This is a genomic window from Cellulomonas sp. P4_A2 (genome assembly GCF_056402515.1).
Genome location: NZ_JBFUHG010000003.1, coordinates 121,155 through 146,977, shown reverse-complemented (window position 1 = coordinate 146,977; position 25,823 = coordinate 121,155). Strand labels below are relative to the sequence as shown.

General features: G+C 72.6%; 25 protein-coding genes. 10 read left to right on the top strand and 15 right to left on the bottom strand.

The features are described from left to right. Positions 1-63: 63 nt before the first annotated feature. The 4 genes from AC1DUE_RS04640 (at position 64) to AC1DUE_RS04625 (ending at position 3,229) form a co-directional block, all read left to right on the top strand. Positions 64-600 (top strand): DUF1697 domain-containing protein, encoded by a 537-nt coding sequence (locus AC1DUE_RS04640; RefSeq protein ID WP_477038225.1) that lies wholly within the window; start codon positions 64-66, stop codon positions 598-600. A 9-nt stretch (positions 601-609) separates the two neighbouring features. Next, complete coding sequence (locus tag AC1DUE_RS04635; protein ID WP_477038224.1) at positions 610-1,086, top strand: HIT family protein; 477 nt, start codon at positions 610-612, stop codon at positions 1,084-1,086. A 1-nt stretch (position 1,087) separates the two neighbouring features. Beyond that, positions 1,088-1,603, top strand: a complete 516-nt coding sequence (locus AC1DUE_RS04630; RefSeq protein WP_477038223.1) for a hypothetical protein — start codon at positions 1,088-1,090, stop codon at positions 1,601-1,603. A gap of 99 nt (positions 1,604-1,702) precedes the next feature. Beyond that, positions 1,703-3,229, top strand: coding sequence for a molybdopterin-dependent oxidoreductase (locus AC1DUE_RS04625; RefSeq protein ID WP_477038222.1), 1,527 nt, complete (start codon positions 1,703-1,705; stop codon positions 3,227-3,229). Here the strand turns inward: AC1DUE_RS04625 and AC1DUE_RS04620 are convergent. From AC1DUE_RS04620 to AC1DUE_RS04600, 5 genes are all read right to left on the bottom strand, one after another. Continuing rightward, positions 3,222-4,271 (bottom strand): zinc-binding metallopeptidase family protein, encoded by a 1,050-nt coding sequence (locus AC1DUE_RS04620; protein ID WP_477038221.1) that lies wholly within the window; start codon positions 4,269-4,271, stop codon positions 3,222-3,224. The two genes, AC1DUE_RS04625 and AC1DUE_RS04620, sit on opposite strands and share 8 nt — an antisense overlap. A gap of 120 nt (positions 4,272-4,391) precedes the next feature. Beyond that, a complete protein-coding gene (locus AC1DUE_RS04615; protein WP_477038220.1) occupies positions 4,392-5,783 on the bottom strand; it encodes an MFS transporter in 1,392 nt (463 codons plus the stop codon). 134 nt (positions 5,784-5,917) lie between these two features. Then, positions 5,918-9,508, bottom strand: coding sequence for an urea carboxylase (uca, locus tag AC1DUE_RS04610; protein ID WP_477038219.1), 3,591 nt, complete (start codon positions 9,506-9,508; stop codon positions 5,918-5,920). Beyond that, positions 9,505-10,119 (bottom strand): urea amidolyase associated protein UAAP2, encoded by a 615-nt coding sequence (locus AC1DUE_RS04605; RefSeq protein WP_477038218.1) that lies wholly within the window; start codon positions 10,117-10,119, stop codon positions 9,505-9,507. The genes uca and AC1DUE_RS04605 overlap by 4 nt, the downstream gene beginning before the upstream one ends. Continuing rightward, positions 10,116-10,961: an urea amidolyase associated protein UAAP1 gene (locus tag AC1DUE_RS04600; RefSeq protein ID WP_477038217.1), complete on the bottom strand. Its 846-nt coding sequence runs from the start codon at positions 10,959-10,961 to the stop codon at positions 10,116-10,118. Before AC1DUE_RS04600 ends, AC1DUE_RS04605 begins: the two co-directional genes overlap by 4 nt. A 122-nt stretch (positions 10,962-11,083) precedes the next feature. Here AC1DUE_RS04600 and AC1DUE_RS04595 point away from each other — a divergent pair, with 122 nt between their 5' ends. The 4 genes from AC1DUE_RS04595 to nhaA all read left to right on the top strand — a co-directional run bounded on the left by AC1DUE_RS04595 (position 11,084) and on the right by nhaA (position 15,876). Then, the gene (locus AC1DUE_RS04595; protein ID WP_477038216.1) at positions 11,084-11,737 is read left to right on the top strand and encodes a TetR/AcrR family transcriptional regulator; all 654 of its coding nucleotides are present in this window, start codon (positions 11,084-11,086) and stop codon (positions 11,735-11,737) included. A gap of 224 nt (positions 11,738-11,961) precedes the next feature. After that, entirely contained in the window at positions 11,962-13,485 is a 1,524-nt protein-coding gene (locus tag AC1DUE_RS04590; protein ID WP_477038215.1) for a high affinity choline transporter 1, read from the top strand. 111 nt (positions 13,486-13,596) lie between these two features. Further along, positions 13,597-14,442, top strand: coding sequence for a polyphosphate kinase 2 (ppk2, locus tag AC1DUE_RS04585; protein ID WP_477038214.1), 846 nt, complete (start codon positions 13,597-13,599; stop codon positions 14,440-14,442). 54 nt (positions 14,443-14,496) lie between these two features. Next, positions 14,497-15,876 carry a Na+/H+ antiporter NhaA gene (gene nhaA, locus AC1DUE_RS04580; protein WP_477038213.1) on the top strand — a complete coding sequence of 460 codons (1,380 nt, stop codon included), beginning with the start codon at positions 14,497-14,499 and terminating at the stop codon, positions 15,874-15,876. Positions 15,877-15,885: 9 nt separating this feature from the next. Here nhaA and AC1DUE_RS04575 read toward each other — a convergent pair whose 3' ends face one another. The 8 genes from AC1DUE_RS04575 to AC1DUE_RS04540 all read right to left on the bottom strand — a co-directional run bounded on the left by AC1DUE_RS04575 (position 15,886) and on the right by AC1DUE_RS04540 (position 21,641). Then, a complete protein-coding gene (locus AC1DUE_RS04575; RefSeq protein WP_477038212.1) occupies positions 15,886-16,326 on the bottom strand; it encodes an SRPBCC domain-containing protein in 441 nt (146 codons plus the stop codon). A 64-nt stretch (positions 16,327-16,390) separates the two neighbouring features. Further along, the gene (locus tag AC1DUE_RS04570) at positions 16,391-17,188 is read right to left on the bottom strand and encodes an SDR family NAD(P)-dependent oxidoreductase (RefSeq protein WP_477038211.1); all 798 of its coding nucleotides are present in this window, start codon (positions 17,186-17,188) and stop codon (positions 16,391-16,393) included. Next, positions 17,185-17,691, bottom strand: coding sequence for a DsbA family protein (locus tag AC1DUE_RS04565; RefSeq protein ID WP_477038210.1), 507 nt, complete (start codon positions 17,689-17,691; stop codon positions 17,185-17,187). The genes AC1DUE_RS04570 and AC1DUE_RS04565 overlap by 4 nt, the downstream gene beginning before the upstream one ends. A gap of 54 nt (positions 17,692-17,745) precedes the next feature. Further along, a complete protein-coding gene (locus tag AC1DUE_RS04560) occupies positions 17,746-18,183 on the bottom strand; it encodes a hypothetical protein (RefSeq protein ID WP_477038209.1) in 438 nt (145 codons plus the stop codon). Beyond that, on the bottom strand, positions 18,180-19,181 hold the full coding sequence (locus AC1DUE_RS04555) for an NAD-dependent epimerase/dehydratase family protein (RefSeq protein ID WP_477038208.1): 1,002 nt from the start codon (positions 19,179-19,181) through the stop codon (positions 18,180-18,182). Before AC1DUE_RS04555 ends, AC1DUE_RS04560 begins: the two co-directional genes overlap by 4 nt. Before the next feature lie 48 nt (positions 19,182-19,229). Beyond that, positions 19,230-19,772, bottom strand: coding sequence for a methylated-DNA--[protein]-cysteine S-methyltransferase (locus AC1DUE_RS04550; RefSeq protein ID WP_477038207.1), 543 nt, complete (start codon positions 19,770-19,772; stop codon positions 19,230-19,232). Positions 19,773-19,845: 73 nt separating this feature from the next. Continuing rightward, positions 19,846-20,655 (bottom strand): ABC transporter permease, encoded by an 810-nt coding sequence (locus AC1DUE_RS04545; protein ID WP_477038206.1) that lies wholly within the window; start codon positions 20,653-20,655, stop codon positions 19,846-19,848. After that, the gene (locus AC1DUE_RS04540; protein WP_477038205.1) at positions 20,652-21,641 is read right to left on the bottom strand and encodes an ATP-binding cassette domain-containing protein; all 990 of its coding nucleotides are present in this window, start codon (positions 21,639-21,641) and stop codon (positions 20,652-20,654) included. Before AC1DUE_RS04540 ends, AC1DUE_RS04545 begins: the two co-directional genes overlap by 4 nt. An 87-nt stretch (positions 21,642-21,728) precedes the next feature. Between AC1DUE_RS04540 and AC1DUE_RS04535 the strand changes: the two genes are divergently transcribed. Next, positions 21,729-22,697 carry a helix-turn-helix transcriptional regulator gene (locus tag AC1DUE_RS04535; RefSeq protein WP_477038204.1) on the top strand — a complete coding sequence of 323 codons (969 nt, stop codon included), beginning with the start codon at positions 21,729-21,731 and terminating at the stop codon, positions 22,695-22,697. Here AC1DUE_RS04535 and AC1DUE_RS04530 read toward each other — a convergent pair. Both AC1DUE_RS04530 and AC1DUE_RS04525 read right to left on the bottom strand, forming a co-directional pair. Further along, complete coding sequence (locus AC1DUE_RS04530; protein WP_477038203.1) at positions 22,678-23,307, bottom strand: nucleoside/nucleotide kinase family protein; 630 nt, start codon at positions 23,305-23,307, stop codon at positions 22,678-22,680. The genes AC1DUE_RS04535 and AC1DUE_RS04530 overlap by 20 nt on opposite strands. Further along, a complete protein-coding gene (locus AC1DUE_RS04525; RefSeq protein ID WP_477038202.1) occupies positions 23,304-24,659 on the bottom strand; it encodes a mechanosensitive ion channel family protein in 1,356 nt (451 codons plus the stop codon). Before AC1DUE_RS04525 ends, AC1DUE_RS04530 begins: the two co-directional genes overlap by 4 nt. Positions 24,660-24,971: 312 nt before the next feature. Between AC1DUE_RS04525 and AC1DUE_RS04520 the strand changes: the two genes are divergently transcribed. Continuing rightward, positions 24,972-25,814 carry a DNA-3-methyladenine glycosylase family protein gene (locus tag AC1DUE_RS04520; RefSeq protein WP_477038201.1) on the top strand — a complete coding sequence of 281 codons (843 nt, stop codon included), beginning with the start codon at positions 24,972-24,974 and terminating at the stop codon, positions 25,812-25,814. Positions 25,815-25,823 lie beyond the last annotated feature (9 nt).

Genomic DNA, 25,823 nt, shown 5'->3' with positions numbered 1-25,823 from the left:
ACCGTTACCCCGGAGGAACCTTTCGCGCACACGGGGTGGGTGCGAGGTGTGAGAGTGGGACGCATGAGTCCTGTGATAGCCCTGCTCCGCGCCGTGAACGTCGGCGGCCGCAAGGTCACCTCGGCCCAGCTGAGGTCCGTCGCGTCGGACCTCGGGCACACGTCCGTGACCACCTACGTGAACAGCGGGAACCTCGTGCTCGTCCCGGCGTCGGGGTCGGACGTCGCCGCCGGGTTGTCCGCGGCGTTCGCCGACGAGTTCGGGTTCGACGTCCCGGTGATCGCACGGACCCTCGAGGAGTGGGACGCGGTGGTCGACGCCGTCCCGTTCACCACAGAGGTCGCGGAGGACCCCGCCCACGTCGTCGCCGTGTTCTGGGACGGTCCGGTCGCCGCGTCCGCCAAGGACTTCGACCCGTCGCGCTACGGCCGCGAGACTCTGGTGTGGGCGAAGCGCGAGACGTACGCCTACTACCCCGACGGGCAGGGCCGCTCGAAGCTGACGCCGGACGTGCTGGCCAAGGCGTCGGGGCGGGTCGGCACCGCCCGCAACTGGAACACCGTCCTCGCCCTCCAGAAGCTCGCGCGCGAACGCGTCTAGCGTGGGCCCATGGCCACCCTGTTCACCAAGATCATCGACGGCGACATCCCCGGCCGGTTCGTGTGGGCCGACGAGGTCGCCGTCGCGTTCGGCACCATCGCGCCGATCACCGACGGGCACGTGCTCGTGGTCCCCCGCGCCGAGATCCTCCAGCTCACCGACGCGCCCGACGACGTCCTGACCCACCTGATGCTCGTCGCGCGCACCATCGGCCAGGCGCAGCAGCGCGCCTGGGACGCACCCCGCGCCGCGCTGCTCGTCGCCGGGTTCGAGGTCCCCCACCTGCACCTGCACGTGCTCCCGGCCTGGGACGAGGCGAGCCTGACGTTCCGCAACGCGCGCCCGGACCTACCCGCCGCGTCGCTGGACGCCTCCGCCGAGCGAGTCCGGACCGCGCTGATCGAGCTGGGTCACGGCGCCCACGTCCCGACGTCGCTCGGCTCCGCTGTGCTCGGCTCCGCTGCGCTCGGGCCGGACGCTCCCTGACATGGCGCGCATGACGCGCCACGAGTCCAGCCGCTGGGCGGGTCTGCCGGCGTTCGTGCTCGACGGCCCGGGCCGGTCGAAGGACCACCTGGTCGTCCTCACGGACGAGCAGGAGCTCGAGTTCCTGCGGTACGCGTTGCAGGGCGTCCCGACGACGTCATGGACCTCGAACGAGATCGACTGGGACGCCTACCGGTTCCTGAGCCGCTCGGGACCGTTCGCGACCGGCTCCGAGCTCGCGGCGGAGCTGGTCGAGGTCCTGCGCGCGCACTCGACCGACGACGAGACCGTCGTCGTGGTCTGGAGCGGCGTCGGCACCGCCGCCGTTGCGATGAGCTCCCGCACCGCGCAGGACAACATGGCGGACATCGAAGAGGCGTGGTTCTTCCTGCTCGACCAGCGCGTCCTCGTCGTCGGCGACTACGACTGGTACGTCACCGCTGCTCGGCTGGTGGACCTCACCGAGCCGGTCGTCGACAAGCTGCGGACCTTCCTCGTGCAGGCACCCGACCGGTGAGTTCCTTGCGGTTGCCTGACGGAACTGCGCAGGGTGACGACAAGCCGCGCCGCAGGAGGCAGAGTCGGCCCTAGGCGCGGCGACGAGGAGGCATTCGGGATGGCAGGACGTCGACAGACCGGTCTGGCCGCGGTTGCGGGGCTCGTCGCCGGGATCGTGACGATCGGCGTCGGTGCGGTGGTCGCGCTGGTGACGGGGCCGTCGTCGGACCCGCTCGTGGCGGTCGGCTCGGCGTTCGTCGACGCGACGCCGGCGTGGCTCAAGGAGTTCGCGACCTCGACGTTCGGCACCTCGGACAAGGTGGTGCTCGGACTCGGCGAGCTGGTGGTCCTGCTGGCCCTGGCGGCACTCGCCGGCGTGCTGGCGGCCCGCCGGTGGGCGTGGGGCGCGATCCTCGTCGTGCTGCTCGGCGCCGCCGCCGCCCTCGCCGCGATGGCACGGCCGGACGCCGGTGCACTGGCCGGGCTGCCCGCGGTCGTCGGCACCGTGGCCGGGCTCTGGACCCTGCGGTTCCTCATCCGGAAGATCCCCGCGCCCGACGCGAGCGCGCGTCAGGCGGCGATCGGCCGCCGCGGCTTCCTGCAGGCGACGCTCGCGGCGGGTGCACTCGGCGTGGTCGCCCTCCTCGTCGGCCGGACGATCGGCAGCAACGCACGCGGCGCCCAGACCGCCCGGGACGCCCTCAAGATCCCGAAGGCCGGCACGCCCGTGGCCCCGGTCCCGGCGGGCGTGGACGTGGGCGTCGAGGGCGTGGACCCGTGGCTGACGCCCGCCGAGGACTTCTACCGGATCGACACCGCGCTGACCGTCCCGCACGTCGACCCGTCGACGTGGAGCCTGCGGATCCACGGGATGGTCGACAAGGAGATCACGCTGACCTGGGACGAGCTGCTCGGCTCCGACCTGGTCGAGGCGTACGTGACGCTGGCGTGCGTGTCGAACCCGGTGGGCGGCGACCTCATCAGCAACCAGAAGTGGCTGGGGCTGCCGATCAAGGGGCTGCTGGAGCGGGCGAACCCGACGGGCGACGCCGACATGGTCCTGTCCACGAGCGTCGACGGCTTCACGGCGGGCACCCCGCTCGAGGTCCTCATGGACGGGCGCGATGCGCTGCTGGCGATCGCGATGGACGGCGAGCCGCTGCCGTTCGAGCACGGCTTCCCGGTGCGCATGGTGGTTCCCGGCCTGTACGGCTACGTCTCCGCGACGAAGTGGGTCACCGACCTGGAGGTGACGCGGTTCGCGGACGCCGAGGCGTACTGGACCAAGCGCGGCTGGTCGCCCGAGGGCCCGGTCAAGACCCAGTCCCGCATCGACGTGCCCAAGGCGAGCACGACCGTCCCCGCGGGCACGGTCGTCGTGGCCGGCACGTCGTGGGCGCAGCACCGCGGCGTCAAGGGCGTCCAGGTCCGCGTCGACGACGGCGCCTGGAACGACGCCACGCTCGCCGACGACGGCGGCATCGACTCGTGGCGGCAGTGGACCTGGTCCTGGGACGCGGAGCCCGGCGACCACGAGCTGTTCGTGCGGGCGTTCGACCCGCAGGGCCCGCAGACCGGTGCCGTCCAGGGCGAGATCCCCGACGGCGCCACCGGCTACGACACGGTCCGCGTGAAGGTCAGCTGAGCGGTACCGGCACGCGCGAGGCCGTCACCACGCGGTGCACGAAGTCGAGCTTGCGGGCCACCGGCTCGGGGATGTCGAACGGGTACAGGTCGTGCTTGCCCATCGCACGGTTGACCCGGTTGAAGAAGGTCGCGAGCGGGAGCCAGTCGCCGAGGATCTCGTCCATCGTCGCGTCGGCGTAGCTGGTGCGCGGGGTGATCTCGCCGTCGGGGATCGTCGGGACCCCCTCCATCTGCACACTCAGGTTTCCCGCGCCGGCGGTGATCAGCGTGCTGGTGAGGTGCAGGTAGTGCGCGAAGCACTCCGCGAAGTCCTCCCACGGGTGCATGGTCGCGTACTGGGAGATGAAGCTCTCGGCCCAGTCCCGTGGGGCGCCGGTCCTGTAGTGGCGGGAGATCGCGTCCGAGTAGGAGGCGCGCTCGTCGCCGAAGATCGTGCGGCACTCGTCGATCCAGTCGGTGCGCTCGACCAGGATCAGCTCGTAGTAGTGCCCGACCTCGTGCCGGAAGTGGCCGAGCATCGTGCGGTACGGCTCGCCGAGGCTGATCCGCAGCGCCTCGCGGTGCGCGTCGAGCGACTCCGCCAGGTCGATGGTGATGATCCCGTTCGCGTGCCCGATGCCCACTCGGGTGCCGCTGGACCGCGAGGAGAGCAGGTCGAAGCCCAGGCCGCCCTCCTTCGCGTACCAGGGCGTGACGGGCAGGCCGAGGTCGGCGAGCTGGACGAGCAGCCGGCGCTTGTCCGCGGACGCGCTCGCGAGCTTCTCCAGGGCCAGGGTGTCGTCGCTGCTGGGCCTGGTGCGCGTGAGCCGGCACGCGAGGCAGCGCCCGGAACCGGAGTCTCCCGCGACGAGCCAGTTGCAGCCCCAGTCACGGTTGCCGCACGGGAACCACCACTGGCCCCCGACGTCCGTGCCCTGCTCGGGTGCCGCGCGCATCGTCAGCGTCGGCGGGTGCAGTCCCATCTCCAGCCCGCACCCCGCGCACTGCGTCGACTCGATGAAGGCGATGGTTGCGCAGCGGGGGCAACGGAAGACGTCCACGTCGCGAACGGTAACCCAGGCGCAGGCCAGACCGCGTGGACGTGCACGGGGCCTGGCGCGGCGAAGCCGGCCGCGGGCGTTCCCGCGGCCGGCTCGGCCGGCTCCTGCACGCGTCGGGAGTCAGATGACCGTCGCGCCGAACTTGCCGGAGCGACGCTGGTAGACGAACCAGGTGGTCACGCCCATCACCACGTAGAACCCGACGATCGCCCAGAGGGCGGCCTGGATGTTGCCCGTCAGCGAGGTGGACGCCGCGAAGCCACGCGGCACGAGGAACCCGCCGAAGGCCCCGATCGCACCGGCGATGCCGATGCAGCCGGCCGCGGCCTTGATCCGACGGAGTCGGTCCGCCTCGTCGGTGACCCCGAAGCGGAACACCGCGGGGATCATCCGGTAGACCGAGCCGTTGCCCGCGCCGGTCGCGGTGAACAGGACGAGGAACGAGGCCAGGAAGGCGCCGAACGAGTGGGCCCGCAGCGCGAAGATCGCGCAGACCACGCCGGCGCCCATGATCGTGAAGGCCGCGATGGTGACGCGTGCGCCGCCGAGCCTGTCCGCCAGGATCCCGCCGAGCGGACGGGCCAGCGAGCCGACGAGCGCACCGGCGAACGCGATGTTCCAGCTGATCTCGGGGAACTGACCCTTGAGGAGGGTCGGGAAGGCACCCGCGAACCCGATGAACGAGCCGAACGTGCCGATGTAGATGAACGAGATGATCCAGGTGTGCCGCGACCGCGTGGCCACGCCGTAGGAGCGCGGGTCCGACTTGGCGTTGGACAGGTTGTTCATGTACTTCCACGCCAGGACCGCCGCCAGGACGACCAGCGGCACGAACATGAAGCCGGCGCGCTCCAGGCTGATGCCGGCGCCGATCACGATCACCAGCGGGACGGCCCACTGCACCGCGGCGGTGCCGAGGTTGCCGCCGGCGGCGTTGAAGCCGAGCGCGCGACCCTTCTCCTTCTCCGGGTAGAAGAACGAGATGTTGGCCATCGACGACGCGAAGTTGCCGCCGCCCACGCCGGCCAGGCAGGCCACCGCGAGCAGGGCGCCGAAGCCCCAGTCGGGGTTCTGCACGACGACGCCGAGCCCGATCGTCGGGATGAGCAGGAGCAGCGCCGAGATGATCGTCCAGTTGCGGCCGCCGAACAGCGGGACCGCGAACGTGTAGGGGATGCGCAGCGTGGCGCCGACGAGGCTCGGCACCGCGATGAGCCAGAACGTCTGGTCGACGCTGAGCACGAAGCCGACGCCCGCGAGCTGCGGGACCACGATGCTCCAGACGGCCCAGACCGCGAACCCGAGGAACTCGGCGAAGATCGACAGGATCAGGTTCCGGCGGGCGATCGACCTGCCGACGCCTGCCCACTGGCCTGCGTCCTCGGGGTTCCAGCCGTCGATCCACCGGCCGGGTCGTGTGGTGATCGGTGCACCCGCGAGGGCGCCGGTGTCGAGCGTGGTGGACGCCGTGGTGGTGTCTGGGGCGTCGGCGGTCGCGAGCGGTGTCGCCATGAGGACCTCCGGGAAGCTGGGGGGTGGGGTACGTCCCGAACGCTAGGGAGGCCGTGTTTCCGCCGGACTGCGCCCCCGGTTGCGCGTGCGGAACCTTTCGCGCACTGGGTGCCGAGGGCGACTGTGAGGTTCGCTCACGCGGCCGTCGTCACGGCAGCTGGCTCCACGATCACCAGGACCTGGCCCGGGCCGACCTGGTCGCCGGGCGTGACGACGATGTCCACCACCGTCCCGCCGACCGTCGCCGTCACGGGCGCCTCCATCTTCATGGCCTCGAGCGCGAGGAGCTGCTGCCCTCTCTCGACGACGTCGCCGGGGCGGACGTCGATGCGGAACACCGTCGCGACGAACGGCGCCTCCATGCCCTCGCAACCGTCCGGCACCTCGAGCCCGCCGCCGACGGCCGGGAGCGGGAGGTCCGGCTCGGCCCGCCGGTCGAACTCACCGGCAGCGGCCCAGGCGTCGCGCTCGGCGCCGAACGCGTCGGCCTGCTGGGCGCGGAACGCCTCGATCGACGGGGCGTTCGCCGCGAGGAACTGCTGGTGCTCGGCGATCGAGAACGTGCCGGGGTCGATGGCCACGTCGAGTCGGCCGGCGGCCATGTCGGCACGCATGTCGAGCAGGTCGTCGGCGCCGACGGGGTACCAGCGGATGGTGTCGAAGAACCGGAGCAGCCACGGGGTGCCCGGCTCGAAGGGCCGGTGCCGGGCGTGCGTGTCCCACACCTGGATGGTGCGGCCGACGAACTGGTAGCCGCCCGGGCCCTCCATCCCGTAGATGCACAGGTAGGCGCCGCCGATGCCGACCGCGTTCTGCGGGGTCCAGGTGCGCGCCGGGTTGTACTTCGTCGTGACCAGCCGGTGACGCGGGTCCAGCGGGGTCGCGACGGGGGCACCGAGGTAGACGTCGCCCAGACCCATCACCAGGTACGACGCGTCGAACACGGTGCGGTAGACGTCGTCGACCGCGCCGAGCCCGTTGATCCGGCGGATGAACTCGATGTTCCACGGGCACCACGGGGCGTCGTCGCGGACGCCGGCCATGTACCGCTCGATGGCCTCGCGCGTGGCCGGGTCGTCCCAGCTGAGCGGCAGGTGGACCGTCCGGCTGGGCACGACGAGGTCGGTGGTGGCCGGCAGCGCGTCCTCGATCTCGCGGACGAGGTCGAGCGCCTTGCGCAGCGGCAGCCGTTCGGGGTCGACGTGCAGCTGGAGAGAGCGGATCCCCGGCGTGAGGTCGACGATGCCGCGCAGCCCCTCGTGGTCGACCCGCTGCTGCACCTCCTGCGCGAGGGCGTGCACGCGCATCCGCGAGGCGAGGTCGAGGGTCATCGCGCCGTACTCGACGAGCAGGTTGTCGTCCCCGCTGCGTCGGTAGGTCACCTCGGTGTCGCTGTCCTTGCGGGCGAGGATGCCGCCGTCGTCGTGCGCCGGTCTCGTCGGCCGCGGGATCGCCTGCGGGCGTCGTCGCAAGGCGTCGGCCTGCGCCTCGTCGACCGGCACGAACCGCACGCTGTCCCCCGGGCGCAGCTGGCCCAGCTTCCAGAGCTGGCCCAGGGCGACGGTCGCGGGGCACGTGAACCCGCCCAGCGACGGGCCGTCGGGGCCGAGCAGGATCGGCAGGTCGCCGGTGTAGTCGACCGCGCCGACCGCGTACGGCGTGTCGTGGATGTTCGACGGGTGCAGGCCGGCCTCGCCGCCGTCGGGTCGGGCCCAGGTCGGTTTGGGCCCGACGAGCCGGACGCCCGTGCGCGCCGAGTTGAAGTGCACCGCCCAGGTGGTGGCGTAGAACTCCTCGACGTCGTCCGGCGTGAAGAACTCCGGCGCCGCGTGCGGACCCTCGAGCGCGCCGATCTCCCAGTCGCCGGTGAGCACGGGCCGGTCCTCGTGAGGGACCGGTCGGGCGGCACGCCCCGCGGACGGCGCGATCGCCAGCTGGTCGCCCGGCCGCAGCGGGACGCCGGTCGTGCCGCCGATACGCCCCAGGTCGAACGTGGCGGCCGAGCCAAGCACCCGCGGGACGTCCAGCCCACCCCGGACCAGCAGGTACGTCCGCATGCCCACGGCGGGGGCTCCGATGGCGAGCACCCCGCCCGCGGCGACGTCGACCGGCTCCCACTGCGGGACGGCGACGTCGTCGAGCGTCACCGCGGCCGGGGCCCCGGTCACCATGACGGTCACGCCGGTGGCGAACCGCAGCTCCGGCCCGGCCATCGTGCACTCCAGGCCGGGGGCTCCCTCGGCGTTGCCGAGCGCGAGGTTCCCGAGCCGGAAGGACAGGTCGTCCATCGGCCCCGACGGCGGGATGCCGACGTGCCACAGGCCGGTCCGGCCGGGCCAGTCCTGGACCGTCGTGAGCATCCCGGGGCGCAGGACCTCGATGCGCGGGGTCTCGTCGCGCAGGTGCGCGAGGGTGCCCGTGTGGTGCACGGCGGCGGCGACCTCGGGAGCGCGCACGATCGTGGCGAGCAGGCCCAGGTTGGTCGCGATGCCCGTCAGGCGGGTCCCGTGCAGGGCGTCACCCAGGGCAGACCAGGCACTCTCGCGATCGGGGCCTGCCGTGACCACCTTGGCCAGGAGCGGGTCGTAGTGGGTGGACACCTCGAGCCCGGGCTCGACCCACGTGTCGACGCGGACGCCGTCGGGGACCTCGAAGGCGGTCACCGTGCCGGCGCTGGGCAGGTGGTCGCGGTCGGGGTTCTCGGCGTAGACGCGGGCCTCGACGGCGGCGCCCTGGGGGTCGAGCGGGGTGTCGACGACGGACGTGTCCCCCTGCGCCAGGCGGATCATCCAGCCGACCAGGTCGACGCCGAACACCGCCTCGGTGACCGGGTGCTCGACCTGCAGGCGCGTGTTGACCTCGAGGAAGGCAGCCTCCTGCCGCTCGGCGTCGTAGACGAACTCGACGGTGCCCGCGGACCGGTAGTCGACCGACTCCGCGAGGGTCCGCGCCGACGACGCGATGAGCGCGCGGACCTCGTCGGGAAGCCCGGGGGCCGGGGCCTCCTCCACGACCTTCTGGTGCCGGCGCTGCAGGGAGCAGTCGCGGTCGCCGAGCGTGACGACCCGGCCCAGCCCGTCGCCGAACACCTGCACCTCGACGTGCCGGGCGGCCGTGATCAGCCGCTCGAGGTAGACCCCGGCGGACCCGAACGCAGCTCCGGCGGTGCGCCGGACGGCCTCCCAGGCGGCGACGAGCTCGTCGGGGCTCGCGCACGCGCGCATGCCGATCCCCCCGCCGCCCGCCGTGGCCTTGAGCATGACCGGGTAGCCGATCGACCCGGCAGCCGCGACGGCCTCCTCGACGGTGTCCAGCAGGCCGGTGCCGGCGAGCATCGGCATGTCCACGGCCCGGGCGGCGTCGCGAGCCGTGTGCTTCGACCCGAACAGCTCGAGCTGCGCCGGCGTCGGACCCACGAACGCGATCCCCGCCGACTCGGCCGCGCGCGCGAACTCGGCGTTCTCGGACAGGAATCCGTAGCCGGGGTGGATGGCGCCGGCGCCCTGTGCGAGCGCGGCCTCCAGGATGAGGTCCGAGCGCAGGTACGACTGCGCGGCCGGCGCCGGGCCGAGGCGGACCGCGGCGTCGGCGAGGTGGACGTGCGGCGCGCCCGCGTCGGCGTCGGAGTACACGGCGACCGTGCGCAGCCCGAGCTCGCGGGCGGTGCGCAGGATCCGGACGGCGATCTCGCCGCGGTTCGCGACGAGCAGGGTGTCGAACCTCATGCGAGGTCTCCCGTGGTGACGACCATCCGCACGGGCGTCGGGTCGAAGCCGTTGCACGGGTTGTTGATCTGCGGGCAGTTGCTGACGACCACCAGCACGTCCCGCTCGGCGCGCATCGACACGGACAGGCCCGGCGCGGAGATGCCGTCGACGATGCCGAGGGCGCCGTCGGGGTCGACCGGCACGTTCATGTACCAGTTGATGTTGGAGACCAGGTCGCGCTTGCCCAGGCCGTGCCGGCCGCCCTCGGCCAGGAAGTTCTCCACGCAGGCGTGCTGGGCCCACGTGTGGTTGCCATAGCGCAGCGTGTTGGACTCCTTGGAGCACGCGCCGCCCAGGGTGTCGTGCCGCCCGACCTCGTCGGCGACGACCGTCATGAGCGGCCCGTACTCGCAGTCGCGCAGGACCGACCCGGTGGTCAGGAACACCGAGTCCTGACCCTGGATCGTGTCCGGGGCGCTGTACCGCAGGGTGGTGTCGGCGGCGTCGAACACGAGGAAGTCGACGGCCTGGTTGCCGCCGAGGTCGATGATCGTGAGCACGTCGCCCCGCCGCACGACGGCGGACCAGGGAGCGCGGGCGGGAACGACGTCGTCGACGAGCGTGGTCATGCGATCCCCCGTGCGGTGAGGTCTTCCCGGGTGTTGACGAAGGCGCGGCGGCCCTCGGGGGTGGCGTCCCAGAGCGGGTCGCCCTCGGTCGTCGGCAGCCCGGTCCACGCGAGCACCTCGAGCGGCGAGCTCGTGAACTCGCGCGGGTCGAGCGGGTGCGCCGTGTTGGCGACGAGCAGCAGCAGCGGCACCTCGGCGCGCAGCGTCACCGCCGCACCGGGGCCGGCCGATCCCTCGAACACCGGGCGACCCTCGTCGTCGACCCTGACTCCCTGGAAGAACGAGATGCTCGGCGGCAGGTCGCGACGGGCCAGGTCGTGCTTGGCGGCCGCGAGCGCGAAGAGCTCGCGGCCCGCCGGAGTCGGACCCTGGGCGCTGCCGTCGCCGTAGCGCTCGTCGTTCCGGGCGCGGGTCGTCGTGCCGTAGAGGGCGTCCTGGTGTGCCGACGAGTCCCCGACGATGCTCGCGAGCACCCGGCCCTGGTCGCTGAGCAGCAAGTGACCCGCGGTCAGGTACACCTGCCACTGGACCTTGACCGTGTCGGCGACGTTGAGCCGCTCCCACGGTCGGTCGAGCCGGTAGGCCAGGACGTGGGCGCAGGCGTCGCCGGCGAGGTCCGTGAGACGGATGTGGGTGCCACGCGCGACGCTCAGGTGCGTGTAGCCGCCGCCCGCGACGACCTCGGCGTGCACGAGCGTCTCCGGGTCGACCTCGCTGGGCGGGCTCGGCCAGCTGCTGGCGGGCCGGATCGGCATCGTGGCGACCGTGCCGACGGCGGCGGCTTCCTGCGCCCGGGCGTGCTCACGGGCACCGGCGGTGGTCCCGGTGGTGGTGGCGGTCATCGCGTCCTCGATTTCTGTCGGCTGACAGAAACAGGCTCCGACCCCGACGTTCCGCCGCGATCACCGCCAGGTAAACCTCCTGTTACGGGGCGCGCAGGGCCCGGTGGTAGCGTCGGCTCGCCATGGCACGCAGACCCGGACGACCCCGCGCGAGCGGCGATCCCGACGGCGAGCGCGACACTCGTCGGGACGTGCTCGACGCCGCCGCGGCCCTGTTCTGCACCGTCGGATTCACGTCGACGAGCACCCGGGCGATCGCCGATGCCGCCGGGGTGCGGCAGGCTTCGATCTACCACCACTTCGCCGGCAAGGACGCGATCCTGCTGGAGCTCCTGCTGGGCACCGTCCGCCCGTCGCTCGACCTGGCCGACGCCCTCGCCGCCGGTACCGAGCCCGCTCCCGCCCGGCTCTGGGCGCTGGCGCACGCCGACGTCGGGCTGCTCAGCGCCGGCCCGGTGAACCTCGGGGTCCTCTACGTCCTGCCCGAGGTGGCCGGGGACCAGTTCACGGAGTTCCACGCGCTGCGGTCGCGGCTGCGGGCCCGGTACAGCGAGCTGGCAGACGCGGCGGCGGACCAGGCCGTGGGCGACGCACCCGACCGCGGGGAGCTCGTGCTGGGGCTGGTCGAGTCGGTGATCCTGCGCCGCCGGGACACCCCCGACCTCGACGTCGCCGCCGTGCAGGACGCGGTCGCCGACGGCGTCCTGCGGCTGGTCGGCTGCACGCCGGCCGAGGTCGCGCGGGCCCGCGCGCTGCCGGTCGCCCTCAACGTCTGAGCCGCCGCCCGTCCCGCGCGTCCCGCACGCCCTCGCGCGTGCGGGCGTCACGCGAGTGCTGCAGCCGCCGAATTAACACAAGCGTTTCGTGCCCGCAGCGGATCTGACACAGCCCGGGTGGTCAATGAACCTGTCGGCCGACAGAAACTCCGGCCGGAGTCCATGCCCCGACCTGCTGGCCCCGCCTGCGGACCCGTGTCCGCGGCCTTCCTCCCGGAGCCCTCATGATCATCACCGGAGTCGGTCTCACCGTCCTGGCCGTCGTCATCGTCGGGATCGTCGTCGCCCGCAAGGTCGACGGCGACAGCGCCAACTACCTCGTCGCCGGACGCCGCCTGGGCGTCCCGCTCGTCGCGGCCTCCCTCATGGCCGCCGCCGTCGACTCGAACGCCACCGTGGGGAACACCGACCTCTCGGCGTCCTTCGGCTTCTGGGCGGGCGCGTCCCTCGCGCTCGGCCTGGCCATCTGCCTCTTCCTCACCGGCCTGTTCCTGGCCAAGCCGATGAACCGCATGAAGCTGTTCACGCTGGCCGACTTCTACCGGCTCCGGTACGGGCGCGGCGTCGAGGTGGCGTCGTCGATCTTCATGATCTTCGCGTTCGCCATCCTCATGGCCGGCAACCTGGTGGCCTGCGGGTTCCTGCTCGAGCGGTTCCTCGGCATCGACTACACCGTCGGCGTGCTGATCGCGGTCGCCCTCGTGCTCGTCTACACGATCGGCGGCGGCATGTTCTCCGACGCCTACACGGCCGCCATCCAGATCGTCATCACGATCGTCGCGACGGCCTCGCTCGTCATCTGGTTCGGCGCGACGTACGGCTTCCAGGTGGCCGACGGGATGGGTCCGTTCGACCTGGAGCAGCTGACGCAGACCAGCGCCGGCGCCCCGATCAACTGGGCGACGCTCGTCGCGCTCGGCATCGGCGACATCGTCGCCATCGACTTCATGCAGCGCATCTTCGCGGCCCGCAACCCCGAGACGGCCCGCAAGTCCTGCTTCACCGGTGCGGCCGGTACCGCGATCATCGGCATCGCCTTCGCCATGGTCGCGCTGTCCGCGTCGTCCGTGCTGGGCCTGACCACCGACGCCGGACCGATCCTGTTCCAGCTCCTCGACGACTACGCGCCCTCCGGCCTGACGATCCTCGTCCTGTCGGGCATCGTCGCAGCCTCCTTCTCGACCGCCTCCGGAGCGATCCTGGCCACCTCGGCGGTGGCGGTGCGCAACATCTTCGGAGTCCGCCGCGTGGTGTCGGTCAAGGAGGAGGGCGTCCGCGACCCCCTGCTGCTGTGGACCCGGGTCGCGATGATCCCGATCGTGCTGCTCGGCATCGCGATCGCGCTCAAGGTCGCGCAGACCGGCATCCTGCTCACCCTCGCGTTCGACCTCATGCTCGCCGGGCTGCTGGTGCCGTTCATCCTCGGGTTGTTCTGGAAGCGCGGAGGCACCCGCGCGGCCGTCGCGGCCATGGTGCTCGGCATCGGCGTCCGCCTGGTGCTGTTCGTCCTGACGCCGACGATCTACGGCGTGCCCAACGACGTCTGGTACATCGAGAACACGTGGATCGACCCGTCGTTCGACGGCTGGCCGACGTTCTGGGCGTTCGGTGCGTCGCTGCTCGCCTACCTGGCCGCCGCCGCGATCTGGCCGCGCACCGTGAGCGAGGAGGCCTGGTCGATCGCCGACGGCATGCCCGACGAGACGATCCCCGAGCCCGTCGGCGCCGAGCCCGAGCCCGCCGTCTGACAGCCCCGAGCCGCCCGGTCCCCGCCTCGGGGGCCGGGCGGACGGCATCGGCGCGACTCCGTGAGGGCCGTTGGACACGTGCCCGAACCGTCCAGCAGATAGCGTCTGGACATGGCGAAGAAATCTCACAAGAAGAAGTCCGGGAAGATTCCCAACGACGTCTACGAGGCCGAGCTCTTCCGCCTTCAGGCCGAGCTCGTGAAGGTCCAGCAGTGGGCCAAGGCCACCGGGGCGCGGGTCGTCGTGATCTTCGAGGGACGAGACGCGGCCGGCAAGGGCGGCACCATCAAGCGGATCACCGAGTACCTCAGCCCCCGCGTCGCGCGCATCGCCGCGTTGCCCTCGCCGACGGAGCGTGACAAGACCCAGTGGTACTACCAGCGCTACGTGGCGCACCTGCCCGCGGCAGGCGAGATCGTCCTGTTCGACCGCTCCTGGTACAACCGCGCGGGCGTCGAGAAGGTCATGGGCTTCTGCACCCCACAGGAGTACAGCCGGTTCATGCGCCAGACGCCGATCTTCGAGCAGATGCTCATCGAGGACGGCATCCTGCTGCGCAAGTACTGGTTCTCCGTGTCGGACACGGAGCAGCTCAGGCGGTTCCGCTCGCGGCTGAGCGACCCCCTGCGGCAGTGGAAGCTGAGCCCGATGGACCTGGAGTCGATCAGCCGCTGGGAGGAGTACTCGCGCGCCAAGGACGAGATGCTCGTGCACACCGACGTGCCGGCCAGCCCCTGGAACATCATCGAGTCGGACATCAAGAAGCACGCCCGGCTCAACATGATCAGCCACCTGCTCTCGACCATCCCCTACACCGACGTCCCCCACGAGAAGGTCGTCCTGCCCGACCGGCCGCCCGCCTCGACCGGCTACGTCCGCCCGCCGCGGGAGCTGTCGTCGTACGTCCCGGACCACGCCACCGCACTCCTGCGGGGCGACCCCGAGAAGGACTTCTGACGCTCAGCGTGAACGCCGTTGCGAAGGGGTCGTCGACCTGCAAGTTTGGTGCGCATGTCGGCGACCTCCACTAGTCCAGGGCCGTCGCTGCGGGTCTCGCTGCCCGGCCTGCAGCCGACCGTCAAGGACTTCCTCACCAACGAGGCCGGCAGCGCCGTCTACCTGCTGGCGGCGACGATCGTCGCGCTGGTCTGGGCGAACTCGCCCTGGTCCGACGCCTACGAGTCGCTGTGGCACACGATGGCGGGCTTCCACATCGGCACGTGGGGGGTCGAGCTCGACCTGCACGGCTGGGTCAACGACGCGGCCATGGCGATCTTCTTCGCCGTCGTCGGGCTCGAGATCAGCCGCGAGGCGACCACCGGGGACCTGCGCGACAAGCGGACCGTCGCCGTGCCCGCCCTCGGCGCGCTCGGCGGGCTGCTCGTCCCGGTCCTGATCTACCTGGCGTTCAACGGCGGCACCGACGCGGCCCACGGCTGGGGCGTCGTGATGTCGACCGACACCGCGTTCCTCGTCGGCATCCTCGCCCTGTTCGGGCCCAAGTGCCCGGATCGGTTGCGGCTCTTCCTGCTCACGCTCGCGATCGTCGACGACATCGGCGCGATCACCGTCATGTCGATCTTCTACACCTCCGACATCGACGGCATGGCGCTGGCCCTGTCCGCCGCGATCGTGCTCGGCATCGTGGTCATGCGGTGGCTCAAGGTGTGGCAGCTCGCGCCCTACGCCGTCGCGGGCATCGCCCTGTGGTTCGCGGTCCAGGCGTCCGGTGTGCACGCGACCCTGGCCGGCGTGATCATCGGGCTGCTGGTGCCCGCGCGGCCCGCCGACCGCGAGGTCGTCGAGGAGGTCGCCGAGTACGGTCGCGACCTGATCGACACCCCGACGGCCGACCGCGAGCACGCCGCCGAGCTCGCGGCGCGGGCGGCGGTCCCGACGAGCGACCGGCTGCAGCGCATCCTGCACCCCTGGTCCGCGTTCGTCGTCGTGCCGCTGTTCGGGCTGGCCAACGCCGGCATCGTGCTGAACGCCGACACGATCGAGGCCGCCGCGCACTCCCGGCTGGCCATCGGCGTCGCCGTCGCGCTCGTGCTCGGCAACGCCATCGGCATCACCGGTGCCTCGACGATCGCGCTGAAGTTCGGCCTGGGCGAGCTGCCGGGACGCGTGCGCTGGGGCCACCTGCTCGGCGGCGCGGTGCTGGCCGGCATCGGCTTCACGATCTCGCTGTTCATCGCCGAGCTGGCGTTCGACGACCCGGCGATGCTCGACGACGCGAAGATCGGCATCCTGGCCGGGTCGCTGACCGCCGCGGTGCTGGGCTCGATCCTGCTGCGGTGGCTCGGCGAGAAGCTGCCGCTGTGCTCCCCCGCCGGCGACGGTCCCCCGCCCGCGCTCCCACCGCTCCCGTGGACGGCCCCGGTGACGTAGGCCGCGGAGCTACGCAGGAAGCGTCGCGACGAAGGACGCGTAGCGGTCGAGGATGTGCGTCCAGTCCCGGAACCGCGCCCGATCGGAGGCGTTCTCCTCGGTCCAGCCGCCGTGCTCGAACTCGAACCGGGTGCCGCCCTCGTCGAGCGGGACGAACTGCGCGGTGACGCGGCTCGGGTGATCCGTGCCCGGACCGATCGCGATGGTGTGCACGACGATCGCGCCGGGGGCGATCGCGAGGACGTGACCCCAGACGACGTCGCCCAGAGAGGCGTCGGCGATGTACACGCGACCGCCGACGCGCGGCTCGATCGTCATCCCGCGGTAGTCGTCGACGCTCGGGGAGTAGGTGGGGTCCCACCAGTCGCCGATGTGCTCGACGTAGGCGTCGAAGGCCTCGCGCGGGGTGACCGGCAGGACGTACTCGTGGCGGATCGGCGAGGTGTCCATCGGTCGATGGTGCCGGTCGTCCGCGGACCGGTCCAGACGAAACGGCGGAGTGTGACCGGCGTCCTCAGCTGATCGGGTCCTCGGACCCGTACGGCGTCAGGCTCAGGGTGCGCGCGTCTGTGGCGAGGATCTGCGCGGTCGCCGCCTCGAGCGACTCGAGCGTGTCCGTCCCCGCCCGCACGAACCGGCCCGACAACGCGTCGAGCTCGCCGTCGCCGAACGCGCGCACCAGGTCCGCGACCGCCTCGACCGGCGTCCAGTCCGTCCGCCCGGCGTGCATGGGCATGCCCGTGGTCATCTGCGTCTCGACGTGGCCGGGCGCCAGGTCGATCACGCGCAGGCCGCGGTCGCGGTACTGCGCGTCGAGCTGGGTGGTGAACCGCGCGAGCGCGCCCTTGCTGATCGCGTAGCCGGTGTACTCGGTCATCGCGCGGTGCCCGGCGCCCGAGTTGAGGTTCACCACGTGCCCGCTGCCGCGCGCGAGCATCCCCGGCAGCACGGCGTGCGTGACCAGGAGCGGGCCGCGCACGTTCGCCTCGATCACGCGCCAGGAGTCCTCGACGTCGTCGTCGACGAAGTCGGTGGCGCCGCGCTCGATCACGCCCGCGTTGTTGACCAGCAGCCCGATGCCGCCCAGCTCGTCCTCGACCCGCGCGACCGCGTCGTCGACCTCGGTCGGGTCGATCAGGTCGGCCGCTGCCACGAACGCCGAACCACCGATCTCGTCGGCCACCGCATCGAGCGACGATCGGGTCCGCCCGACCAGGCCGACCCGGTAGCCCGCCGACGCGAGCCCGATCGCGATCCCCCGGCCGATCCCCCGCCCGGCCCCCGTGACCATCGCCGTCCGCAGCACGCTCATGCCGCGTCCACCGCCTCCCGCAGCCGCTCCAGCGTGACCTTGCCGCGGAAGTAGACGCCGTCGACGTAGATCGCCGGCGTCCCCCGCACGCCCAGCTCGATGCCCGCGGTGTAGTCCTGCTGCACCGCGAGCGCGAGCGCCTGGGCCCGGTCGCCGACGACCTCGGCGGGGTCGATGCCCAGCGCAGCGGCCGCCCGCTGGAGGTCCCGCTCGCCCAGCCGGGACTGGTCGACCAGCAGCGCGTCGTGCATCTCCCAGAACTTGCCGTGCTTGCCGGCCGCCTCCGCCGCGAGCGCCGCCGACAGCGCGTACGGGTGCACCTCGAACAGCGGGAAGTGCCGCCAGACCAGCCGCACCCGCCCGTCGGACGTGTCGACGAGCTCCTTGAGCGGACCCGCCGCCGCGCGGCAGTAGGGGCACTCGAGGTCCCCGAACTCGAGGATCGTGACCGGGGCGTCGGGGCGGCCGTACACGTGCCGCTCGGCGGGGAACTCGTCAGCCATGGGTCGAGGATGCCTCACAGACGACGGATCGGCCTGACTCGGAGAAGCTCGAGCTCACCACTCCACTCCCGAGTTCTCGACCACCCGCGTGAGACCTGCGGTGTCGTCGACCGCGTGCCAAGCCTCGTAGACGGCCTCGAGCGCGTCCTGGTCGAGCGCGAACGCCACCGCGCTCGCCGCTCGCGCGCGAGCGAACGCGATCGCGTGGTCACGGGCGGCGGCACGCCCTGTGTCGACGTCGTCCTGCAGCTCGAACGACTGCTGGTCCAGGACCCCTGCCACGCGGCGGACATGGTCGAGCGCCGCGGCGTCGGCCGAACCCGACCCGACTGTGGAGACGAGCACCGGATCCTCGACCCCGGCATCCACGACGGCGCGTCGGGCCGCAGCCAGGGCGATCCGTCGTTGCTCGTCGAGCGTTGCCGCACGAATGACGTCGACGAGCCCGGGCGCGACCGTGTCGAGCCGGGCGAACGCGCGCTCGGCCGTCACCGGCGCGGACGCAGGGGCTCGCTCGACGTCCCGGCGCCGGCGGCGATGCCCGCGACCGCGTCCCGCAGGGTGGCGAGGGCGGACCACTGCGGGCGGAAGTCGAGCTCGCGGGCGGCGCGGGCGGTGTCGAGCAGTGGAGCGGCGAGCGCCAGGTCCAGCCAGGCCGGCCCGACGGGAGCGGTGCGGGCGTGCCAGGCGAGGGCCAGTCGGCGGCGGGCCTGTGCGGGCGCGATCTCGCGCAGACGCCCGCGCGCGACGACGTCCGCGACGTCCTGCCCGCGCAGCACGCCCGGGCCGGCCACGTTGACGGGGCCCTGCACGCGGCGGACCACGGCCTCACGAAACGCGGTGGCGGCGTCGGTCGCGTGCACCACCTGGAACCGCAGGCCGGTCGGCCAGGTCAGCGTGGCGAGGTGGCCGGCCAGCGCACGCTTGGGCACCCACGGGCCCAGGGTGGAGCGCGCGAGCTGGTTCCCGGCGTCGTGCTGGAGGACGAGCGGGAGCCGCAGGCGGGCGACCGGCAGGTCCGTGACCTCGTCGAGGAGCCGCTCCACCTCGACCTTGTGGGCGCTGTACGACGAGGTCGGCACGCCGTCGGTGGGCCAGCCCTCGGCCCGCGGCACGTCGTCCGGGCCGGGCGAGTAGGCACCGACGGACGAGGCGACGACGAGCTGGCCGACACCCGCGCGACGGGCCGCTGCCACGACGTTGCGCGTGCCGTCGACGTTCACCGCGTGCAGCTTCTTGCGGTCGTGCGACGGCTGCGCGGCCCAGGCCAGGTGGATCACCGAGTCGGCGCCCGCGAACGCGGCGGCGAGCTCGCCGACCGAGGACGGGTCGGCGACGTCGCACGAGACCCACCGGGCGGCGTCGTACGGGGCGTCCGAGGGGGCGCGGCGCGCGACCGCGACGACCGAGGTGACGGTCGCATCGGCCGCGAACCTGCGCAGCACGGCGGTGCCGACGTTCCCGCTCGCACCCACGACGACGACCCGCATGGGACGACCCTTCCAGGTCAGCGGCCGTCGCGCAGCGTCAGCACCCCGTCAGAACAGCAGATCGGGCACGCCCTGCTCGAGGTCCAGCAGGAACCGCTTGCGGTCCAGACCGGCGGCGAACCCCGTCAGGGAGCCGTTCGCGCCGATGACACGGTGGCACGGGACGACGATCGCGATCCGGTTGCGCCCGTTGGCGGCGCCGACGGCGCGCGACGAGGTGCGCGGGTCCAGGCCGACGGACTCGGCGAGCTCGCCGTAGGACCACGTCTGCCCGTAGGGGATCTTCAGCAGCCCCTCCCAGACCCGCACCTGGAAGTCCGTGCCCAGCAGCGCCAGCGGGAGGTCGAACGTCGTCCGCGCACCCGAGAAGTACTCCTCGAGCTGCGTGCGGACCTCGTCGAAACCCTCGTCGTCGCGCTGGCCGAACGGCCCCTGGACCTCGGAGTACTTGGAGCTGGGCATCAGGAGCGCGCTCAACCGACCGTCGTGCGCGACGAGCGTGGTCGGGCCGAGCGGCGTCGGCACCACCGTGTGCGTCACCACCGCATCCGCAACCACCAGACGTTCCACGTCGACAAGCATGGTGCCCATCCTGGTCCCTCCCTCCGACACGCCCGTCGCGCGCCCTCGGGTGGAAGACGCGCGACGAGCCCGGAACGTGAGGTCAGTCGGTCGAGCGCAGCAGGGTCCGCACCCCGACGACGAGCCCGACGACGGCGGTCAGCACCGCCGCGATCCAGCCCCACCCGACCACCGAGGCGGTCAGGTCACCGGCGAACAGGGACCGCTCGGCCTCGACCACCCAGCGCAGCGGGTCGAACGCCGAGGCCACCTTCATCCACTGCGGCCCGGACTCGATCGGCAGCAGCATCCCCGACAGGATCAGCAGCGGGAACAGCACTGTCTGCTGGACGACCCAGAACATCCACTCCTGCTTGCGCACCGCGATGGCCAGCGCGTAGCTGAGCGACCCGAGCCCGATGCCGAGCACCGCGAGCATCGCCAGGCCCACGACGGCACCCAGCGGGTCGGCGCGGAAGCCGAACGGGAGCATCACCAGGATGACGATGAGTGCCTGCGCCACGAGCGGCACCATCTCCTTGAGCGAGCGCCCGACCAGCTGCGACGAACGCGACAGCGGCGTGACCAGGAGCCGCTCGTGAGCGCCGGTCTGCATGTCCACCTGCAGGTTGGAGCCCGTGATCGACGTGCCGAACAGGGTGGTCATCACGAGGATCGCCGGCACGAACCACTGCCAGACGTCGGCGGACGGCAGGTCGGTCGACCCCGCGAGCAGCGGACCGAACAGGGCCAGGAACACCAGCGGCTGGACCAGGCCGAAGACGACGGAGAACGGCTCGCGGACCACAGGCCGCAGCTCGCGGGTCATGACGAGCCAGACGTCCGAGAACCAGGAACGGCGCGCCTGGGTCGGGGCGGCCAGGGTCGGGGTGTCGAGTGTCAGCGTGCTCATGCTGCGTCCTGCCCTTCGGTCTCGTCGGAGGTAGAGGGCCCCTCGTCGCGCAACGAGCGACCGGTCAGGGCCAGGAACACGTCGTCGAGCGTCGGCCGAACCGCCAGCGCCTCGAGCAGAGGAGCGCCGGCCTGCGAGGCGGCGATCACCAGCTCCGGGATCGCGGTCCCGGCATCGGCCACGCGCGCCTCGACCCGCGACCCGTCCACGGTCACGTCGCGCGCCCCGGGGAAGCGGTCGAGCAGCCCCGCGACGACGGACGCAGACCCGGTCGTCGTGAGCACCACCCGGTCACCGGCCAGCGTGCGCTTGAGCCCGTCGGCGGTGTCGTCGGCGATGACCTGGCCGTGGTCCACCACGACCACCCGCTCGGCCATCGTGTCGGCCTCGTCGAGGTAGTGCGTGGTGAGCATGATCGTCATCGTGTGCTCGGCACGCAGGCGCAGGATGTGGTCCCAGAGGTTGGCGCGGTTCTGCGGGTCGAGGCCCGTGCTCGGCTCGTCGAGGAACAGCAGCTGGGGCGCGTGCACGAGCCCGAGCGCCACGTCGAGCCGGCGCCGCTGCCCGCCGGACAGCTCGCTGACCTTGCGGGTCGCGTGCGCGGACAGGTCCAGGGCCTCGACCAGCTCGTTCGCCCGGCGCCGGGCCGAGACGCGGTCGAGGCCGTAGATCAGGCCCTGCGAGTACAGCTCGTCGACGCCGCGCTGGGTGTGCCCTGCGCCGTTGCCCTGGCCGACGTAGCCGATGTGCCGACGGACGGTCGCGGCGTCCTGCACCACGTCGACGCCCGCCACGGTGGCCGTGCCGGAGGTGGGCCGGACCAGCGTGGTGAGCATCCGCATGGTCGTCGTCTTGCCGGCACCGTTCGGGCCGAGCACCGCGACGAGCTCGCCGGGTGCGATGTCGAGGTCGATCCCGCGCACGGCGTGCACGGTCTGCGACTTGCTGACCTCGAAATCCTTGGTCAGTCCTCGGGTCTGGATCATGGGCTCTTCCTCTCGGGAGGGGTACGACACGACTCTCTCGGAGATAGAGGTCAGATCCTGTCCGCTACTGCGTGCCATCCTGAGGTCATGTCCACGCCGTCGTCGCGACTCCTCTCGCTCCTGTCGCTGCTCCAGACGCGCCGCGACTGGCCCGGCGACGTGCTCGCCGACCGGCTCGGCGTCAGCCCGCGCACCGTGCGCCGCGACGTCGACCGGCTGCGCGACCTGGGCTACCCCGTGCACGCCGCCAAGGGCCCCGACGGCGGCTACCGGCTCGAGCCCGGCACGCACATGCCGCCCCTCCTGCTCGACGACGAGCAGGCCGTCGCGCTCGTCGTCGCGCTGCAGACCGCGTCGACGGGGGTCGACGGTGTCGACGAGGCCGCCGTCCGGGCCCTGGCCACGCTGCGCCAGGTGATGCCCGCCCGGCTGCGGTCGGCCGCGGAGGCCCTGCAGGTCACGGCCGTGACCCGGGCGCCGGCGCGAGAGCGACCGTCGGTCGACGCCGAGACGCTCATGGTCGTCGGCGGCGCGGTCCGGGCGCGCGAGGTGCTGCGGTTCGACTACGCGGGCGGCACGGCGAACGCGCTGGGCATCCCCCGCCGGGCCGAGGCGCACCACCTGGTCACGTGGGGCGGGCGCTGGTACCTCGTCGGCTACGACCTGGAGCGCGACGACTGGCGCACGTTCCGTGTCGACCGGATGACCCCGAAGACGCCGTCGGGTCCGCGGTACGCACCGCGGGACCTGCCGGAAGCCGACGTCGCGACGTTCGTCGCGGAGCGGTTCCGGTCGATCTCGCCGTGGGAGTCGTCGATCCGCGGCGAGGCCCTCATCGACCGGCCGGCCGACGAGATCGTCCGGTGGGCGGGCCGGGACGGCCTGGTCGAGGCGCTGCCCGACGGCCGCAGCCGGGTCGTGCTGTCGTCGTGGTCGTGGGACGGCCTCGCCGCGCAGATGGCCATGTTCGGGGCGCCGCTGCAGGTCGTCGGCCCGACCGAGCTGGTCGACGCCATGCGCCGGCTCGCCGACCGCGTCACTGCGGCGGTCGCGTGACCTCCAGCGCAGGACGGCGCGGGTCGTCGACGTGCACGACGAGGTCCGCGACGGCCGACGGCAGCATCTCCTCGTCGTAGCGCGCGAACGCCGGCAGGGTCCACCGCTCGTCGGCGGGCGTCCGGCGTTCCAGGGACGCCGCACGCAGCGTCAGGTGCACCGCGAGCTCGTGCTCGAGCCAGCGGCCGAGCAGCAGGCTCCCGTCGAGCACCAGCACCGCACCGTCGGGCGCCTCCGCGTACGGTTCGCGGGTGGCTCGGTCCGCCTCGGCGTCCCAGAGCGTCGGCAGGTAGCGGCCCTCGTCGGCGAACCGGTCGAGCACCTCGCGGCCCAGTGCGTTGAGGTCGAGCCGGTCCTCCAGGTACGCATCGGGCTCGTACCGGCCGAACTCCCAGCGCAGGGACGCGGGCCGCAGGAAGTCGTCGGCGTGCACGCGCGCCACGGACCGTCCGGCGGCGCGCAGCGGCCCGACCAGGGCGTCGGCGAGCGCGGCCGGCTCGGTGGGCGGTGCGCCGTCGACGATCACGCGGACCCGTCCGGCACCCGCGGCGAGCACGGCCACGACCACCCGTTCGACGAGGACGTCGAGCGAGACCGGTTCGATGCTCACGCGTTCGATCGACCCTCGCCGTGCTCCTCGGCCGCCTGCTCGCGCTCCTCGATCACGTCCTTGCCCGGCCCGGAGAACTGCCGCGACCGCTCGAGCCCCTCGATGCTCCCGGTGAACAGGCGCGCGTCGTTGTTGCCGGTCGTGATCGTCATCGTGTCGTCGGCGGTGCCGTTGTCGGAGTCGTTCCCGGCCCACCGGCCCGGCGGCGGCAGCACCGGGGTCGGCCGGGAAGCGGCCTCCTCGCGACGAGCGCGCCGGGTCTCGCTCGCGACGGGCGCCGCGCCCTCGAACCGCGTCCGCGGCATGGCCTGCGGCGCCACGTCCTGCAGCCAGGCGAGCAGCCCCTCGCGCACGTAGCAGCGCAGGTCGAACAGGGTCGGGGCGTCGACGGCGCTGGCCAGGGCGCGGACCCGCACGTACCCGTTGACCGCGTCGGTCACCTGCAGCACGCCGACGCGCCGGTCCCAGAGGTCGGTGTGCTCGAGCAGGCGCACCAGCTCGGCGCGCATCGGCTCCACCGGCACCTCCCAGTCGAGGTCGAGCTCGACGGTGCCCAGGAGGTCGGCCGCCCGCCGGGTCCAGTTCTCGAAGGGGGTCGTCGTGAAGTACGTGGACGGCAGGATCAACCGACGGTCGTCCCAGATGTGCACCACGACGTAGGTGAGCGTGATCTCCTCGATCCGGCCCCACTGGGCGTCGACGACGACCACGTCGTCCACCCGGATCGCGTCCGTGAACGCCAGCTGGACGCCGGCGAACACGTTGGCCAGTGAGCTCTGCGCGGCCAGGCCGGCGACGATCGAGATGAGGCCCGCAGAGGCGAGCAGGCTCGCGCCGAGCGCGCGGGCCGGCGGGAACGTGAGCAGGATGCCCGCGATCGCGCACACCACGAGGATCGCGACCGTGATCCGGCGCAGCACCTGCACCTGCGTGCGGACGCGGCGGGCGTGCCGGTTGTCCGCGACGTCGATGCGGTACTTCTGGACTGCGGCATCCTCGACGACGAACGCGAGGCTCCCGATCAGCCACGTCACGGTGATGATCAGGGCGATGAGCAGCACGTGCTCGACCTGCACCGTCCAGTCCGCCGGATCGGTGCTGAGCCGCAGCGCGACCCAGATGGCGATCACCAGCAGCACGGCCCGCAGCGGCCGGCGCGACCGGCGGCTCAGGTCCGCGGCGAGCGGGGACTTGCGCGCGACCCGGCCCACGAGCACCGCGACAAGGGTCGCCAGGACGTAGGCGACGACGATCGCGGCGAGGATCGAGAGAACCGGGACGGCCACGCCCTGGACGTCGTGGGCGACGCCGTCGTCGGTGGTGGTGGCGGGGAGCACGTTGAGCAGGGGCACGCGCCTCAGCGTAGGCAGATGCGGCGCAGACCTCATCTTTCGGGTCCCGGACGTAGAGGGGCCCCGTCCCCTGCTTCGGAGACGGGGCCCACCGGAGAGGCGTCTCGCCGGCACGAGGCTTGGCGCACTCCCTGAACCCTGGAAGGGCGGTCCGGCTCTCGCCGTGACCCTCTGCAACGCGGTTCAGACCTTCGACCAGCCGATCACCCCAGGTTCGTGAGGAGGTCGGCTGCGACGATTCTCACCCTCCCACAGAACTGCCGCAAGCGGACCATGAATCCTCCTCGAAAACGCAAAGTAGCGTGGGTGTCCGTGAGCACCACCGTGACCGTCCGACGCCCGTTCGACCCTGCGCCCGCCCTCGCTTCGCTCGTCGCGCACGCCGTTCCCGGGGTCGAGGTGGTCGCCGACGGCACGGTCCGGCGGCTCGTGGTCCTCGACGGCCAGAGTTCGGTCGTCGAGGCCCACCTGGCGGTGGACTGCGTCACCCTGCACGCCTCGGCGGGTTCGACGGCCGCGCTCGAGCGCCTGGCGGGCCGGTGGTTCGGGCTCGCCGACGACCTCGGGCTCGTCGTGGACGCCCTCGCCGACGACCCGGTCCTGGGACCGCTCGTGGCCGCGCGGCCGGCGCTGCGCATCCTCGGGCATCCCGACGGGTTCGAGGCCGCGGTCACCACGGTCCTCGGGCAGCAGGTCTCGCTCGGCGCCGCACGCACGTTCGGGGGCAGGCTCGCGGCCGCCTACGGGACGCCGGGGCCTGCCGGGCTCCTCGCGTACCCGTCGGCACCCGAGCTCGCGGCCGTCGACCCGGTCGAGCTGCAGGGGGTCGTCCGGATCACCCACTCGCGCGCCCGGACGCTGCACGCGCTCGCGGTCGCGTGCGCTGACGGCCTCTCGCTGGAGCCGGGCGCGCAGGACGAGGCCGATGTCCGGGCGCGCCTGCTGGCCCTGCCCGGGATCGGTCCGTGGACCGTCGACTACCTCGCCCTGCGCGTGCTCGGCGACCGCGACGCGATGCCGGTCGGCGACCTGGTGCTGCGGCGCGCCCTGGGGGTCGCCGACGCACGCGCGGTCGCCGACGCCGCGCAGCGCTGGCGTCCGTGGCGCGCGTTCGCCGCGGTCCACCTGTGGACCAGCAGTGCGTACGCGGTGTAACCCTCACTG

Excerpts from the sequence above, each read along its gene's own strand:
- AC1DUE_RS04555 (WP_477038208.1), bottom strand. The coding sequence starts at position 19,181 with ATGCGGGTCGTCGTCGTGGGTGCGAGCGGGAACGTCGGCACCGCCGTG.
- AC1DUE_RS04590 (WP_477038215.1), top strand. The coding sequence starts at position 11,962 with ATGATCATCACCGGAGTCGGTCTCACCGTCCTGGCCGTCGTCATCGTC.
- AC1DUE_RS04635 (WP_477038224.1), top strand. The coding sequence starts at position 610 with ATGGCCACCCTGTTCACCAAGATCATCGACGGCGACATCCCCGGCCGG.
- AC1DUE_RS04545 (WP_477038206.1), bottom strand. The coding sequence starts at position 20,655 with ATGAGCACGCTGACACTCGACACCCCGACCCTGGCCGCCCCGACCCAG.
- AC1DUE_RS04565 (WP_477038210.1), bottom strand. The coding sequence starts at position 17,691 with ATGGCTGACGAGTTCCCCGCCGAGCGGCACGTGTACGGCCGCCCCGAC.
- AC1DUE_RS04615 (WP_477038220.1), bottom strand. The coding sequence starts at position 5,783 with ATGGCGACACCGCTCGCGACCGCCGACGCCCCAGACACCACCACGGCG.
- AC1DUE_RS04640 (WP_477038225.1), top strand. The coding sequence starts at position 64 with ATGAGTCCTGTGATAGCCCTGCTCCGCGCCGTGAACGTCGGCGGCCGC.
- AC1DUE_RS04630 (WP_477038223.1), top strand. The coding sequence starts at position 1,088 with ATGGCGCGCATGACGCGCCACGAGTCCAGCCGCTGGGCGGGTCTGCCG.
- AC1DUE_RS04535 (WP_477038204.1), top strand. The coding sequence starts at position 21,729 with ATGTCCACGCCGTCGTCGCGACTCCTCTCGCTCCTGTCGCTGCTCCAG.
- AC1DUE_RS04605 (WP_477038218.1), bottom strand. The coding sequence starts at position 10,119 with ATGACCACGCTCGTCGACGACGTCGTTCCCGCCCGCGCTCCCTGGTCC.
- nhaA (WP_477038213.1), top strand. The coding sequence starts at position 14,497 with ATGTCGGCGACCTCCACTAGTCCAGGGCCGTCGCTGCGGGTCTCGCTG.
- AC1DUE_RS04575 (WP_477038212.1), bottom strand. The coding sequence starts at position 16,326 with ATGGACACCTCGCCGATCCGCCACGAGTACGTCCTGCCGGTCACCCCG.
- AC1DUE_RS04625 (WP_477038222.1), top strand. The coding sequence starts at position 1,703 with ATGGCAGGACGTCGACAGACCGGTCTGGCCGCGGTTGCGGGGCTCGTC.
- AC1DUE_RS04595 (WP_477038216.1), top strand. The coding sequence starts at position 11,084 with ATGGCACGCAGACCCGGACGACCCCGCGCGAGCGGCGATCCCGACGGC.
- AC1DUE_RS04550 (WP_477038207.1), bottom strand. The coding sequence starts at position 19,772 with ATGGGCACCATGCTTGTCGACGTGGAACGTCTGGTGGTTGCGGATGCG.
- uca (WP_477038219.1), bottom strand. The coding sequence starts at position 9,508 with ATGAGGTTCGACACCCTGCTCGTCGCGAACCGCGGCGAGATCGCCGTC.
- ppk2 (WP_477038214.1), top strand. The coding sequence starts at position 13,597 with ATGGCGAAGAAATCTCACAAGAAGAAGTCCGGGAAGATTCCCAACGAC.
- AC1DUE_RS04600 (WP_477038217.1), bottom strand. The coding sequence starts at position 10,961 with ATGACCGCCACCACCACCGGGACCACCGCCGGTGCCCGTGAGCACGCC.
- AC1DUE_RS04540 (WP_477038205.1), bottom strand. The coding sequence starts at position 21,641 with ATGATCCAGACCCGAGGACTGACCAAGGATTTCGAGGTCAGCAAGTCG.
- AC1DUE_RS04570 (WP_477038211.1), bottom strand. The coding sequence starts at position 17,188 with ATGAGCGTGCTGCGGACGGCGATGGTCACGGGGGCCGGGCGGGGGATC.